This window comes from Achromobacter sp. ACM02 (assembly GCF_014851605.1).
In the GTDB taxonomy this organism is placed as follows: domain Bacteria; phylum Pseudomonadota; class Gammaproteobacteria; order Burkholderiales; family Burkholderiaceae_B; genus Achromobacter; species Achromobacter aegrifaciens.
In genome coordinates, this window is sequence record NZ_JACUZY010000005.1 from 505,910 (window position 1) to 520,523 (window position 14,614).

At 67.5% G+C, this 14,614-nt stretch carries 10 protein-coding genes; 1 reads left to right on the forward strand and 9 read right to left on the reverse strand.

What is annotated here, in order from left to right; genetic code table 11:
- Window positions 1–14: 14 nt before the first annotated feature.
- From IB258_RS18350 to IB258_RS18375, 6 genes are all read right to left on the reverse strand, one after another.
- A complete protein-coding gene (locus IB258_RS18350) occupies window positions 15–1,346 on the reverse strand; it encodes a TolC family outer membrane protein (RefSeq protein ID WP_175180440.1) in 1,332 nt (443 codons plus the stop codon).
- A 79-nt stretch (window positions 1,347–1,425) separates the two neighbouring features.
- Entirely contained in the window at window positions 1,426–2,106 is a 681-nt protein-coding gene (locus IB258_RS18355) for a protein-L-isoaspartate O-methyltransferase (protein WP_054454984.1), read from the reverse strand.
- Between the two features lie 98 nt (window positions 2,107–2,204).
- Window positions 2,205–3,047, reverse strand: coding sequence for a bifunctional hydroxymethylpyrimidine kinase/phosphomethylpyrimidine kinase (gene thiD / locus IB258_RS18360; protein ID WP_054454982.1), 843 nt, complete (start codon window positions 3,045–3,047; stop codon window positions 2,205–2,207).
- Entirely contained in the window at window positions 3,044–3,847 is an 804-nt protein-coding gene (locus IB258_RS18365) for a thiazole synthase (protein WP_054454980.1), read from the reverse strand. Before IB258_RS18365 ends, thiD begins: the two co-directional genes overlap by 4 nt.
- Window positions 3,848–3,996: 149 nt before the next feature.
- Window positions 3,997–4,935, reverse strand: a complete 939-nt coding sequence (locus IB258_RS18370) for a cobalamin-binding protein (protein ID WP_192330445.1) — start codon at window positions 4,933–4,935, stop codon at window positions 3,997–3,999.
- Window positions 4,936–4,988: 53 nt separating this feature from the next.
- On the reverse strand, window positions 4,989–7,034 hold the full coding sequence (locus IB258_RS18375) for a TonB-dependent receptor (protein ID WP_192352983.1): 2,046 nt from the start codon (window positions 7,032–7,034) through the stop codon (window positions 4,989–4,991).
- Between the two features lie 442 nt (window positions 7,035–7,476).
- Here IB258_RS18375 and metH point away from each other — a divergent pair, with 442 nt between their 5' ends.
- On the forward strand, window positions 7,477–11,250 hold the full coding sequence (gene metH / locus IB258_RS18380) for a methionine synthase (protein ID WP_192352984.1): 3,774 nt from the start codon (window positions 7,477–7,479) through the stop codon (window positions 11,248–11,250).
- Between the two features lie 63 nt (window positions 11,251–11,313).
- Here metH and IB258_RS18385 read toward each other — a convergent pair whose 3' ends face one another.
- The 3 genes from IB258_RS18385 to IB258_RS18395 are packed head-to-tail and all read right to left on the reverse strand — an operon-like array spanning window position 11,314 to window position 14,607.
- Entirely contained in the window at window positions 11,314–12,099 is a 786-nt protein-coding gene (locus tag IB258_RS18385; RefSeq protein WP_054454971.1) for a citryl-CoA lyase, read from the reverse strand.
- The gene (locus IB258_RS18390; protein WP_192352985.1) at window positions 12,096–13,613 is read right to left on the reverse strand and encodes a class I adenylate-forming enzyme family protein; all 1,518 of its coding nucleotides are present in this window, start codon (window positions 13,611–13,613) and stop codon (window positions 12,096–12,098) included. The genes IB258_RS18385 and IB258_RS18390 overlap by 4 nt, the downstream gene beginning before the upstream one ends.
- 10 nt (window positions 13,614–13,623) lie before the next feature.
- Window positions 13,624–14,607, reverse strand: coding sequence for a tripartite tricarboxylate transporter substrate binding protein (locus tag IB258_RS18395; RefSeq protein WP_175180443.1), 984 nt, complete (start codon window positions 14,605–14,607; stop codon window positions 13,624–13,626).
- Window positions 14,608–14,614 lie beyond the last annotated feature (7 nt).

Sequence of the window (14,614 nt, forward strand, 5' to 3'; positions counted from 1 at the left end):
GGCCCCGTAGCGGCTCAGCGCGGTTCCCGCAGCAGGCGGTTGATTGCTTCCAGGTCCGCTTCGGCCAGGATGCCGCTGGTGGCCTTCAGGCGCAGGCTGGCGAGCACCGTGCTGTAGCGCGCCAGCGCCAGGTCGCGCTGGGTGGCATAGAGCTGCTGCTGGGCGTTGAGCACGTCCAGGTTGATGCGCACGCCGACCTCGTAGCCGGTGCGGTTGGCCTCGACCGCGGCGCGGCTGGATTTTTCGCCTGCCTCCAGCGCCTGGATGCGGGCCAGGCCGCTGGTGACGCCGGTGTAGTACTGGCGCGCGGCCTGCACGGCCTGGCGGCGCGCTGCCTCATAGTCATGGCGCGCCTTCTGTTCCAGCTGGACCTTTTCGGTCACTTGCGACGACACCCCGCCGCCCGAGTACAGCGGGATCGACAGCACCACGCCGATGGTGCTGTCGATGGGCTTGCCGGGCGCGGCATTGCGCATCACGGCGTCGCTGGCGCTGCCGCTGCTGGCGCGCAGGTTCAGGGTGGGATAGTGGCCGCTTTTGGCGATCTGGATCTCGCGGCCGGCGATGCGCGTCAGAAGCTGCGCGCGCAGCACGTCCAGGCTGGAGGACTCGGCCTGGTTGCTCCAGTCGGCCACGCGGGCGGGCTGCGGCGCGGGCAGTTGCACGCCATAGGGCAGTTCGGACAAGGCGCCGGGCGGCGTGCCGATGATCTTGGCCAGTTCATCGCGGCGGACTTCCAGATCGTTCTGCAGGCGCAGTTCCTGCGCCACCACCAGGTCGTAGCGCGCCTGCGCCTCGTAGGTGTCGGTGATGGTGGCGTTGCCGAGTTCGAAGTTGCGCTTGGCGGATTCCAGCTGCCCGGCCACGGCGGCCTTCTCGGCCTCGGTGGCGGTCAGCGTGTCCTGGGCGTAGAGCACGTTGAAATAGGCATCGGCCACGCGCAGCAGCAAGTCCTGGTAAGCCTGTTGCAGCTGCACTTCGACGTCGGCGACGATCAGCTTGGACTGCTCGAAGTTCTGCCAGCGGCCCCAGTCGAACAGCGGCTGGGTCAGGGACAAATCCCAGACGCCGCGGCCGCCGCTATAGGCGATGCCCATGCCGCGAGTGCTGCGGGTTTCCTGGTAGGCGCCGCCGGCTTCGGCGGAAATCAAGGGCAGGAGCAGCGAACGGGCCTGGGGCTCTTTTTCCAGGCCGGCGCGATAGTTGGCGCGCGCTGCGGCGTAGATCGGGTCATTGCCCAGCGCCGATTGCCAGATCTGGATCAGGTTCTGCGCGCGGGCAAGCGTCGGGCCGACGCTTGCGGCGCAGGTAAAAACCAGTAAAGCCGTTAGCAATCGGAAACGCATGGTGGTCAACGATACGCCGGGCCGCCCGGGGCGCGGCGGCCCCGTCAAGGAGGCAGGCGCCGGGCGGCAGGGTTGGGGATCAGAACTTGAACTGGGAGACCGTGACGCCGCGCAGCGGCTTGATGACGGTTTCGAACAGGTTCACCGTTTCGAAGCTGGCCGCGGTGGTGCGGGTGATGCGACAGGCCGTCATGACGGGCGCCTGGCCCACGATCACGACCAGGCGGCCACCCACGCGCAGCTGGTACTTCAGCGCGTCGGGGACGGTCGGCACGGAACCCGTGACGAGGATGGCGTCGTATTCGGTGGAGCCCCAGCCGTTGCGGGCGTCGCCGGTTTCGACCTTGACGTTGGTGACGTTGTTCATCTGCAGGTTCTGCTGCGCGAACGTCACCAGGCGGCTATCGATTTCGACCGAGGTGACCTGCTGCGCCAGGTAGCCCAGCAGCGCGGCCTGGTAGCCGGAGCCGGTGCCGATCTCCAGCACGCAGTCGGACTTGGTCAACTGCAGCTCTTGCGCCAGGCGGGCTTCCACCTTGGGCGCCAGCATGTTCTGGCGGGTGTTGACCGCGTTGATCTCAAGCGGCAGTTCCAGGTCGGAAAACGCCAGCGCTCGCAGGGCCGGCGGAACGAATTGTTCGCGGCGCACATCGAACAGCGCTTGCAGCACGTTGGCGTCCAGAACGTCCCACGGGCGGATCTGCTGTTCCACCATGTTGAAGCGGGCTTGTTCTACGTCGGGCAGGGTCGAAGCGTTCATGACGGTCAGAAAAAACAGAGGAATCAACAGACCATTGTACCGATTCGTAGCGTACTGTGACGCCCGGCCCCGCCGACAGATGTTTCAGACGTCCGGATCTACCACCAGGCGTGGAAGTGGTGCACCGGGCCGTGGCCCGACCCCACCGACAGGCGCTCGGCGTGGCGGATGGCCTCCGTGAGGTAGGCCTTGGCGCGACGCGCCGCCTCGGGCACGTCCCCGGTTTGCGGCAGCAGGGCGGCCAGCGCCGCCGACAGCGTGCAGCCGGTGCCGTGGGTATTGGCGGTTTCGATGCGGTGGCCGGGCAGCTCGATCATGCGGTCGCCGTCGTGCAGCAGGTCGATGGTCTCGTTGCCGGGCAGGTGGCCGCCCTTGACCAGCACCCAGCGCTCGCCCGAATGGGCCAGCTTGTTGCGCAGGCGTTCGGCCACGCGCCGCATTTCCTTGACCGTCTCGACCGGGCGCTCTTCCAGCAGCACGCCGGCTTCGGGCAGGTTGGGCGTCAGCAGGGTGGACTGCGGCAGCAGGGCTTCGCGCATGGCGCCCACGGCGTCGCGCTCCAGGAGCAGGTCGCCGCTCTTGGCCACCATGACCGGGTCCAGCACCACGTGGGCGGGGGTCCACTTGGCGAGCTTCTCGGCCACCACCTGGATCACCGGCTGCTGGCCCAGCATGCCGATCTTGACCGCGTCGATGCGCACGTCCGCGAACAGCGTGTCGATCTGCTGGCCGACGAAAGCGGGCGGCACCGCAGAGATGCCGGTGACGCCCTGGGTGTTCTGCGCCGTCAGCGCGGCGATCACCGCGCAGCCGTAGGCGCCCAGCGCGCTCATGGCCTTCACGTCGGCCAGGATGCCGGCGCCGCCGGACGGGTCGACGCCGGCGATGGTCAACGCGTTGGGGATGGGACGGCCGCTGGCGGCCTGCTGGCGACCGTTCATTTGGGGGCGCCTGCCGTGATCAGGCCTTCGTTGGGCGAGCTGGGAGCGCCGCTGTACAGCTTCTTGGGCATGCGGCCGGCCAGGAAGGCCTCGCGGCCGGCTTCCACGCCTTTCTTCATGGCGCTGGCCATCAGGATGGGATCGCGCGCGCCGGCGATGGCGGTGTTCATCAGGACGGCGTCGCAGCCCAGTTCCATGGCGATGGCGGCGTCCGACGCGGTACCCACGCCGGCGTCCACCACGATGGGCACGCGGGCCTGTTCGATGATCAGGCGCAGGTTCCAGGGATTCAGGATACCCATGCCCGAGCCGATCAGCGAGGCCAGCGGCATCACGGCGACCGCGCCCAGGTCTTCCAGCATGCGGCACTGGATGGGATCGTCGGTGCAATACACCATGACCTTGAAGCCTTCGTCCACCAGGGTCTTGGTGGCCTTGAGCGTCTCCGGCATGTTGGGGAACAGGGTCTGCGGGTCGCCCAGCACCTCCAGCTTCACGAGGTCATGGCCGTCCAGCAGTTCGCGCGCCAGGCGCAGCGTGCGCACGGCCTCGTCGGCGCTGTAGCAGCCGGCGGTGTTGGGCAGCAGCGTGAATTTGGACGGAGGGACGTAGTCCAGCAGATTCGGTTCACCGGCGTTCTGGCCGATATTGGTGCGGCGGATGGCGACGGTGACGATCTCGGTGCCGCTGGCGTCCAACGCCGCGCGGGTCTGTTCGAAGTCCTTGTACTTGCCGGTGCCGACGAGCAGGCGCGACGAGTAGGCGCGGCCGGCGATGGTGAGGGTGTCTTGAGTGGTCATGGCGGAGGTTCAAAGGGCGGGTGCGCACGATGCGAGACCCGCGGGGACTGGCGATTCGTTGGACGAATGATAAAGCACGGCGCCGCGCGGCAGACCCGTCCGGTGAAATGTAGCGTTCCACTATTTGCAGATCGCGGCGCGGACGCGGTTCAGCGCAGGCGGTCCAGATCGGCGCAGATCGCCTCGGCGGCGTCGATCAGGCGCGGACCCGGGCGGTACAGGGCGTCGGCGTCCACGCCGTACACGCGCCCCAGCCGCGCGGCGGGCAGCCCCAGCGCCTGCCAGGCTGCCAGGTTGCGGGCGCCGTCCTCGGGTCGGGACGTGCCGGCCAGCACGGCCTCGGGCCGCGCCGCCAGCACGCTTTCCAGCGTGACCTGGGGCGCCACCACGGGGGCCTGGCCGAAGACATTGACGCCGCCGCAGACGCGCAGGGCGTCACTGACGATGCTGCTGTCGTTCAGGGTGTAGATGGGATCCAGCCCCGCCTGCACGAAGACGCGCACGGGGCGGCGGCCGGCATAGCGGGCGGCCAGGGCGTCCAGCCGCGCGCGCAGGGCCTGGGCCGCGGGCCGCGCCTGCGCTTCGGTGCCGAACAGGGCACCCATGCGTTCGACTGCATCGGGGATGGCGGCCAGGGTCTGCGGATCGCTGTAGAACACCGGCACGCCCAGCTTGTCCATCACCCGCGCCAGCGGCGCGGCGGCGGCGGGCTGCCAGGCGATCAGCAGGTCCGGGCGCACGGCCGCCACGCGTTCGGGATCGGGCTGGGTGCCGTCGCCGATGACGGGCAGCTGGCGAGCGGCGGGCGGATAGTCGCTGCCGCGGATGGTGGCGATGAGCCGGTCGCCCGCGCCGGCGGCAAAGACGAGTTCGGTGGCGTGCGGGGCCAGGGTGACGGCGCGTTGCGCGGGGGCGGCCAGCGAGACCTGGCGTCCCTGGTCGTCGCGGACCTGGATGGCCGCGCCGGCCGCGGCACGGGTTGCCGGACCTGCCAGGGAACTTGCCGCGGCGGGTCCCGCAGACAGCAGCGCGCCCAGGGCCAGGAACAGCCCCGGAGCGATGCGAGGGAGGGTGCGTGCGCGGGTCATGCAGGAGACCGATATAGCCAGCGGGGAACGCCGACTATATCGGAATGCCGCGATCAGTAGCGCAGCGTGAGCGACGCGTAGAAGTTGCGGCCAGGCGCGGGGTACAGGCTGTAGTTGGCGACCGGGCCCAGCATCTCGAACGAAGCATTGCCGCCGCGGATGCCGTACGTGGCGTACTGGCGGTCGAAGATGTTGTTCACGCCGATGGCGCCTTCGATGTTGCGCGTGAACTTGTACGCCACCTTGGTGTTGAACAGTACGTAGGCGTCCAGTTCCTTGGCGAACTGGTTGGCCTGGTCGTTGTCCATGCGCGACTTGCCCACGTATTGCGCCGTCACGTTCCACAGGAACGCATCGGTGGGACGCCAGGTCACGCCGGCGTTGGCCAGCCACTTGGGCGCCAGCGGCACGGTCTTGCCAGCCAGGTCCACGCCGGCGTAGGTGCCGGAGCGGAATTGCGCTTCCATCCAGGTCAGGTTGGCGTCCAGCGACACGCTGCTGGAAATGGCGGTGTGGCCTTCCAGTTCGATGCCTTGGCGGCGGGTCGGATCCAGGTTGGTGTTGGCGCCCGTGCCCGGGCCCCAGATGCCGTCGGCCAGCGGGTTGTACTGGATCTCGTTGGTCAGGTCATAGCGGAAGTACGACAGGCGGGCGCTGCTGCTGGCCGATTGCCAGGTCACGCCGATTTCCTTGTCGGTGGAGGTCTGCGGCGCCAGCGGGGTCTGCACCGACAGCAGTTCATCGGCGTTGGGCAGGCGGAAGCTGCGGCCGACCTTGCCATACACGCCGAAGCCGGCGGGCAGGTCCTGGCGCACGCCCAGCTGCCAGGCGGTCAGGTGGTTGCTGCGGTCCGACGCCGTGCCCGAGCCGGAAATCACGTCGAGGTCGTCGGAGGCGTACTGGCGGCGCACGCCGGCCGTCACGTAGGTGGTATCGGTGGCGCGTACCTGGCCTTCGGCGAACAGGCCGTACTGGTGCTGGCGCGACTGCCACTTCGAGGGCTGGAAGTCGTAGTAGGCGTTCTGGTTGGCGGTGGTCTTGGCTTCCTGGCCGTCGGCGCCGAAGACGATGCTGTGGCCGCCATTGATCGGCAGGCGGTAGCGCACGCTGGCGATGTTCTCTTCCAGCTTCTGGTCGCGCAGGATGTCGCCGAAGCCGTCGTAGGTCAGGCCATCGAGCTTCTTTTCGCGGGTCGACAGGTCGGCGTACAAGGTGCCGGCGCCGATGGCCTGCTCGAGCTGCAGGCCGAAGGTGGTGGTGGTGGTCTTGACGTAATCGACGTCGTTCTTCGAGCCGCGCGGATCGTCCTGGTATTCGTTCAGGCCGGTCTTGGGGTTGATCGTGCGCGGGCCGGGCAGTTCCAGCTTCTGGGTGGTGGTGCGGCCGTACAGGCGGATCGAGCCGTCGTCATGGCGGAAGGTGATGCCGCCGCCGCCGCCCTCGCGCCGCTCGCCGCTGTGATCGCGGTAGCCGTCGCTGTGCAGCGACTGCATGTAGGCGTCGACGCCGACCTTTTCATTGTTCATGGCCACGGCGGCGTCATACTGGCGCAGGCCGTAGCTGCCGAAGGTGGCGGTGGCGCGGGCGCTTACCGGTTCCTTGGCGAAATCAGGGCGCGTGATGATGTTGATCACGCCGCCGGTGGTGCCGCCGCCATATTGCACCGAACCGCTGCCGCGCACGATTTCAATGCGCTCGACCTGGTCCAGCGGCACCACGCCCAGGCTGGGGGCCGACAGGTCATTGGTGTTCTGCTTCACGCCGTCGATCAGGATCAGCGTGTTGCTGGCGCCGGTGATGCCGAAGCCGCGCAGGTCGACGATGGAGTTGTCGCTGGAGCTGCTGGTGTTGATCAGGTGGATGCCGGCCTGGGTCGACAGCACATCCTGCATGGTGCGGGCGCTGGACGCGGCGATGTCCTCGGCGGTGATGATCGAGATCGACACCGGCAGCGTGCGGCCGTCGGTGGGCACGCGCTGGGCGGTGACCGTGATGGCGTCGAACTGGGGAGTGTCGGGGGCGGCTTGCTGGGCGGCGGCGATGGCCGGGGCGGAGCAGAGCAGGGCGCCGGCATAGCGCCGGATGGAGCGGGTTTTCATCTACGTAACCTCGATGCGACCCGCGACCCCGCAGGCCATTCACGATGGGGAGGATGCCCAAGCCGCGGCGGGCCGGTGTAGGCCTGGCGGCAATGCATGGACTTCCTGGCGATCGAACAGGCCGGTATCGGGCTGCCATGGGCGCATTGCGCGCATGGGGACCGTTGCGGGGGCAGCACAGGCTGGAGCCAGGGTTTGCCGGCGCCTTGTGGGGCGGCAGTCCTGGGAGGTTCTTCCTGTTTCCCGTTTACCTTTCGCGCGCGGCTGGCAAGTGTTGCGTTCTTGCCTGCCTAGTGCGCCGAAAGCACCGGTTCGGGGCCGAAACTGTATCACCGGGAGGCGCGGATAGGCCCATTTTGTTACGATCAGGGCTTGTTTTTGCGGCGTTTTTCGCTTTTTCGCCACATAGCGCCGCCATCGCCAACTCCATCCGGACCTGCCCGTGTCGTATCCCCGCCTGCCTTACCCGCCCGAAGCCTATACCCACGGCAGCGAATTCGCCCGCCTGCTGGGCAAGCGCATCCTGATCCTGGATGGCGCCATGGGCACCATGATCCAGCGCTACAAGCTGGGCGAGGCGGATTTCCGCGGCGAGCGCTTCGCCGGCCACGGCAAGGACGTCAAGGGCAACAACGAGCTGCTGTCGCTGGTGCGTCCGGACGTGATCTCCGAGATCCATCGCCAGTACCTGGAAGCCGGAGCCGACGTCATCGAGACCAACACCTTCGGCGCCACCACCATCGCGCAGGGCGACTATGAACTGCCGGAACTGGCCTACGAACTGAACCTGGTGTCCGCGCGCCTGGCGCGCGAGGCCTGTGACGCCTACAGCACGCCCGAGCGGCCGCGCTTCGTGGCCGGCGCGCTGGGTCCGCAGCCCAAGACCGCGTCGATCTCGCCGGACGTGAACGATCCGGGCGCGCGCAACGTCACCTTCGAGGAACTGCGCGTCGCCTATGTGGAGCAGCTCAACGGCCTGCTGGACGGCGGCATCGACATCGTCCTGATCGAAACCATCTTCGACACCCTGAACGCCAAGGCGGCCATCTTCGCTACCGAGGAAGTGTTCGAGGCGCGCGGCGTGCGCCTGCCCGTGATGATCTCGGGCACGGTGACCGACGCGTCCGGGCGCATCCTTTCCGGCCAGACCGTGGAAGCCTTCTGGAACTCGGTGCGCCACGCGCGCCCCATCACCATCGGCCTGAACTGCGCGCTGGGCGCGGCGCTGATGCGGCCCTACGTGGCCGAGCTTGCCCGCATCTGCGACACCTACGTCTGCGTCTATCCGAACGCCGGCCTGCCCAATCCCATGGCCGAGACCGGCTTTGACGAAACCCCGGCCGATACCTCGGCGCTGCTGGAGGAATTCGCCCGCGCCGGGCTGGTCAACATGTCGGGCGGCTGTTGCGGCACCACCCCGGACCACATCCGCGAGATCGCGGCCAAGGTCATGTCGTTGACTCCGCGCGCCGTGCCGGACATTCCGGTCAAGACCCGCCTGTCGGGCCTGGAGCCGCTGAACATCGACGAAGACACGCTGTACGTCAACGTCGGTGAACGCACCAACGTGACGGGCAGCAAGATGTTCGCCCGCCTGATCCGCGAAGAGAAATACGACGAGGCGCTGGCCGTGGCCCGCCAGCAGGTCGAGAATGGCGCGCAGATCATCGACATCAACATGGACGAGGCCATGCTGGATTCGGTGGCCTGCATGCGGCGCTTCCTCAACCTGATCGCCTCCGAGCCCGACATCGCGCGCGTGCCGATCATGATCGACAGCTCCAAGTGGGAAGTCATCGAAGAAGGCCTGAAGTGCGTGCAGGGCAAGCCCGTGGTGAACTCGATCTCCATGAAGGAAGGGCTGGAGCCCTTCCGCCACCATGCGCGCCTGTGCCGCCGCTACGGCGCGGCCGTGGTGGTGATGGCGTTCGACGAACAGGGCCAGGCCGACACGCTGGAGCGCCGCAAGGAAATCTGCGGCCGCGCCTACAAGATCCTGGTCGAGGAAGAAGGCTTCCCGCCGGAAGACATCATCTTCGATCCCAACGTCTTCGCGGTCGCCACCGGCATCGACGAACACAACCACTACGCCGTGGACTTCATCGAAGGCACGCGCTGGATCCGCGAGAACCTGCCCTACGCCCGCATCTCGGGCGGCGTGTCCAACGTCAGCTTCTCGTTCCGCGGCAATGAGCCCATGCGCGAGGCCATCCACACGGTGTTCCTCTATTACGCCGTCAAGGAAGGCATGACGATGGGCATCGTCAACGCCGGCCAGCTGGGCGTGTACGCCGACCTGGATCCCAAGCTGCGCGACCTGGTCGAGGACGTGGTGCTGGACCGCGCCGAGCCCGTGGGCAAGACGGAAGCCGACGACGAGCGCACCCCGACCGAGCGCCTGGTGCAGTTCGCCGACAGCGTGAAGGGCTCTGGCGCCAAGAAGGAAGAGGACCTGACCTGGCGTAATGCCGAGGTCGAGGCGCGCCTGTCGCATGCGCTGGTGCACGGCATCACCGCCTTCATCGTCGAGGACACCGAGGAAGTGCGCCAGAAGATCGCCGCGCGCGGCGGCCGTCCGATCGAAGTGATCGAAGGCCCGCTGATGGACGGCATGAACGTGGTGGGCGACCTGTTCGGCGAAGGCAAGATGTTCCTGCCGCAGGTGGTGAAGTCGGCCCGCGTCATGAAGCAGGCCGTGGCCCACCTGATTCCCTTCATCGAGGAAGAAAAGCGCCAGATCGCGGCCGCGGGCGGCGACGTGCGCGCCAAGGGCAAGATCGTCATCGCCACCGTCAAGGGCGACGTGCACGACATCGGCAAGAACATCGTATCGGTGGTCCTGCAGTGCAATAACTTCGAAGTCGTGAACATGGGCGTGATGGTGCCCTGCGCCCAGATCCTGGAAAAGGCCAAGGAAGAGAACGCCGACATCGTCGGCCTGTCCGGCCTGATCACGCCCAGCCTGGAAGAAATGGCCTATGTGGCCAGCGAGATGCAGCGCGACGAGTACTTCCGCAGCCGCAAACTGCCGCTGATGATAGGCGGCGCCACCACCAGCCGCGTGCACACCGCCGTCAAAATCGCGCCCAACTACGAAGGCCCGGTGATCTACGTGCCGGACGCCAGCCGTTCCGTGGGCGTGGCGACGAACCTGATGTCGGACCAGTCGGCAACGTATCTGGCGGAGTTGGCCGAGGAATACGAAGAGGTGCGCCGCCGCCACGCCAACCGCAAGGCCACGCCCATCCTGCCGCTGGCGGACGCGCGCGCCTCGCGCCCCGCGATCGACTGGGACAACTACACGCCGCCGCGCCCGAAGTTCATCGGCCGCCGCACCTTCAAGAGCTACGACCTGGCCGAAATCGCCAAGTACGTGGACTGGGGTCCGTTCTTCCAGACCTGGAGCCTGTTCGGCCCGTTCCCCGCCATCCTGGACGACAAGGTCGTGGGCGAGCAGGCGCGCAAGGTCTACGCCGACGGCCTGGCCATGATGAAGCGCATCATCGAAGGCCGCTGGCTCACCGCCAACGGCGTGGTGGGCTTCTATCCGGCCAACAGCATCAACGACGAAGACATCGAGGTCTACAAGGACGAGACCCGCAGCGAGGTGCTGTTCACCTACCGCAATCTGCGCCAGCAGGGCGCCAAGCGCGAAGGCGTCAGCAACAAGTGCCTGTCCGATTTCATCGCGCCCAAGTCCAGCGGCAAGCTGGACTACATCGGCATGTTCGCCGTCACGGCGGGCCTGGGCATCGAAAAGAAGGAAGCGGAATTCGAAAAGGCGCTGGACGACTACTCCAGCATCATGCTGAAGTCGCTGGCCGACCGCCTGGCCGAAGGCTTCGCCGAATGCCTGCATGCCCGCGTGCGCCAGGATCTGTGGGGCTATGCGCCCGACGAAGCCCTGTCCAATGACGACATGATCGCTGAGAAGTACGTGGGCATCCGCCCCGCGCCCGGCTACCCGGCCTGCCCCGAACACGTCATCAAGACCGACATGTTCCGCGTGCTGGACGGCGCCGATATCGGCATGATGCTGACCGACAGCTATGCCATGTACCCGGCCTCCAGCGTGTCCGGCTTCTACTTCAGCCACCCGCAGTCGCAGTACTTCAACGTGGGCGTGATCGGCGAAGACCAGTTGCAGGACTACGCCGCCCGCAGTGGCCGCAGCATCGAAGACCTGAAGCGTACCCTGGCGCCGAACCTGGGTTGAGCGCTGCGGGGGGAGCGGTCAGGCGTACTCGCTGGCCATTCCCCCGTCCATGCGGCTGCGCCGTTACGCCTGCTCTCCGTCTTGATGCGTCTTGCCTTTGCCCACATAGGGAATGGCCTGGTCTATGGTTTCCCAGATGTAGCGTCCCGATGGACTTTGCTGTTCCTCGGCCACGTGCGACACCAGGCCGGCCGCGCGCGAAATGACGGCGAAGCCGCGCATCAGTTCGGTCGGCACGCCGATCTCGCTGAGCAACGCGGCCACCGCGCCGGTGGCGTTGATGGTGATGTGCTTGCCGTAGGTCTCGTCGATCGCGGCCGAGAGCAGGCGCAGCGCCTTGAGCGAGTCGCCCTTGAGTTCCGGTTCGGCCTCGGCCAGCGCCAGCAGCTTGATCGAGCGCGGGTCGTCGGGCTTGTGCAGATGGTGGCCGAAGCCCGGCAGGGCGCTGCGCGATTCGCGGAACTCGCGGGCGATCGCCAGGGCTTCTGCGCGGCCGTCGTCGGCCTGGCGGATGCGGTCCAGCAGGCGCGAGCAGTTTTCCATGGTGCCGACGAACTGGCTGCCTACCGCCATGAGGCCGGACGCCACCGCGCCCTGCAGGTTTTCCGGCGCGCTCATGTAGATCAGCCGGGTGGCGATGGCGCTGGGCGTCAGGCCATGCTCCATCAGCGTGACCAGCACCGCGTCGACGATGCGCAGGTCCACCGGGCGCGCCTCGCGGCCCAGGATCTGCATGATCATGACTTCGGTGAAGGTCTTCTTGCCGATCAGGTCTTCGACCAGATCCACGTCGCGGTAGGACATGCCGGTAAGGTGATGCGCGCAGAGGCGGGTTTCGGGCGTTTTCATGAGGTCTCCTTCAGGGCCGCGTCGCGCACGGCGTTTTTCAGTACCTTGCCCACGCTGGAGCGCGGCAGGCTGTCATGGATGTGGAATTGCTTGGGCGTGGCCACGGGGCCGAGCAGGGCGCGCACGTGCGCCTTCAACTCGTCCGCGCTGGCCTGCGCGCCGGGATGGAACTGCACGGCGGCGTGGACCGCTTCGCCCCACTTGTCGTCGGGCAGTCCGAACACCGAGCACTCGTAGACGGCGGGATGCGCGGACAGCGCGTTCTCCACGTCCACCGGGTAGATGTTGAAGCCGCCGGTGATGATCACGTCGCGCAGCCGGTCCTTCAGGAACAGATAGCCGCGCGCATCGATCAGGCCGGTGTCGCCGGTATGCAGCCAGCCGTCCACCACCGTTTCGGCGGTTTTTTCGGGCAGGCGCCAGTAGCCCGACATGACCAGGTCGCCCTGCACCACGACCTCGCCGATCTCGCCGCGCGGCAGCAGCGCGCCGTCGGGCGACATGATAGCCACGTCGCTGAGCCAGGTGACGCGTCCGACCGAGGCGCGGTTCTCCGGCGCTTCCAGGTCGGCGGGGCGCAGCACCGTCATGATCTGCGGCGCCTCGGTCTGGCCGTAGGTGGTGCCCAGCACAGGGCCGAAGAATTCGCGCGCCCGATCGATCTTTTCCACGGGCATGGGCGCGCCGCCGTAGATCAGGTTGCGCAGCCGCGGGAAGTCGGCGCGCGAGACGCCGGGCTGCGCCATGATCATGTAGATCAGGGTAGGCGGCATGAAGCTCAGCGTGCCGCCGCGCTCGCGGAAGGCGGCGGTTATGCTGGCCGGCGTGACGCCATCCAACAGCAGATGGGCGCCGCCGCGCGCCAGCACCGGCAAGAGGTATGTGCCGGTGCCGTGCGTGATGGGGGCGGCCACCACATAGCGGTCTTCGTGGGTCAGGCCCCAGCTCATGATCTGGTTGATGATGCCCGCGTTCCACGCGTGGTAGGGCTGCATCACGCCCTTGGGCAGGCCGGTGGTGCCGCCTGTGAACTTGATGGCCTGGGTGGCGTCGCGCGGTAGCGCGTGGCGCTGCGGCTCGCGTCCGGCGCAGCGGGCCAGCAGCTCATCCAGCGCCAGCGGCGCCGATGCGTCGTCCAGATGGATGTGGCGGCGGCCTTGCGGCGCCTGGGCCGGAGGCGCCAGCGGCGCGCCCACGCCGTCCACGATCACGATGGACGGCTCGGTGGCGTCCAGGATGCGCCCGATCTCGCGTTCCGTGCTGCGGTAGTTGAGCGGCACCCACACCTTGCCGCTGGCCAGCACGGCCAGCAGCGCCAGGATGTGCCGCGCGGAGTTGCCGGCGCAGATCGCCACCCGCGTCTGCGGCGCGGGATCCAGTTCTTGCAAGGCCGCGGCCAGCGCCCGCGTATCGGCGGCCAATTGCGAGTAAGTGACCTGGCCTTCGGGACCGTCCAGCGCGATGCGCTCCGGATACTGCTCGGCGGCGCGGAAGAAGAAATCTATCGGGTACATCCTGGTGTTCCTAGTTGGCTTTGAGGTTGGCGCTCTTGACGACCTTGCCCCATTTGTCGATCTCGCTGGCGATCTTCTGGGCGTAGGTCTCGGGGGTGTTGGGCTGCTGCGGCGCGTAGAAGCCGGATTGCTGGTAGGACGCCTGCAGCGCCGGGCTGGCCAGCGCCTTGTTGATGGCCTGGTTCAAGCGCTCGACGACGGGTTTGGGGGTGCCAGCCGGCGCCATCACGCCGAACCAGGATTCCACCTCGAAGCCGGGCAGGCCGGATTCGGCCAGCGTGGGCGTGTCGGGCGCGGAGGGCAGGCGCTGCGGCGAGGTCACGCCGATGGCGCGCAGCTTGCCGGCCTGCACGTGCGGCAGCGACGAGGGCAGGTTGTCGAACATGGAATCCACCTGGCCGCCCAGCAGGTCGGCCACGGCCGGGCCGCTGCCGCGGTACGGCACGTGCAGGATGTCGGTGCCGGTCTGCATCTTGAACAGCTCGCACGACAGGTGGATGGACGAGCCGCTGCCGGAAGAGGCGCAGGTCAGCTTGCCCGGATTCTTCTTCGCGTAGGCCACGTATTCCTGCACGGTCTTGACCGGCAGCTTGGGGTTGACGACCAGGATGTTCGGAATGGTCGCCAGCAGGCCCACGGGCTCGAAGCCCTTCACGAAGTCATAGTTGAGCTGGCTGTACAGCGTGCGGTTGATGGTGTTGGCGATGGAACCCACATACAGCGTGTAGCCGTCTGGCGCGGCGCGCGAGACGATTTCCGCGCCTATGTTGCTGTTGGCGCCGGTCTTGTTCTCCACCACGATGGTCTGGCCCAATTCTTCCGAGAGGGACTTCGCCATCAGGCGCGCCACGATGTCGGTGGCGCCGCCCGCCGCGTAGCCGACGACCAGCGTCACGGGACGCTCGGGATAGGGCTTGGCCGCCAGGGCCGGGGCCGCGAGCAGCGCACCCAGGGCGGCCGCCGCGGCGGCCCACCGCTTGCTTTGCATCTTCATTGTTGTC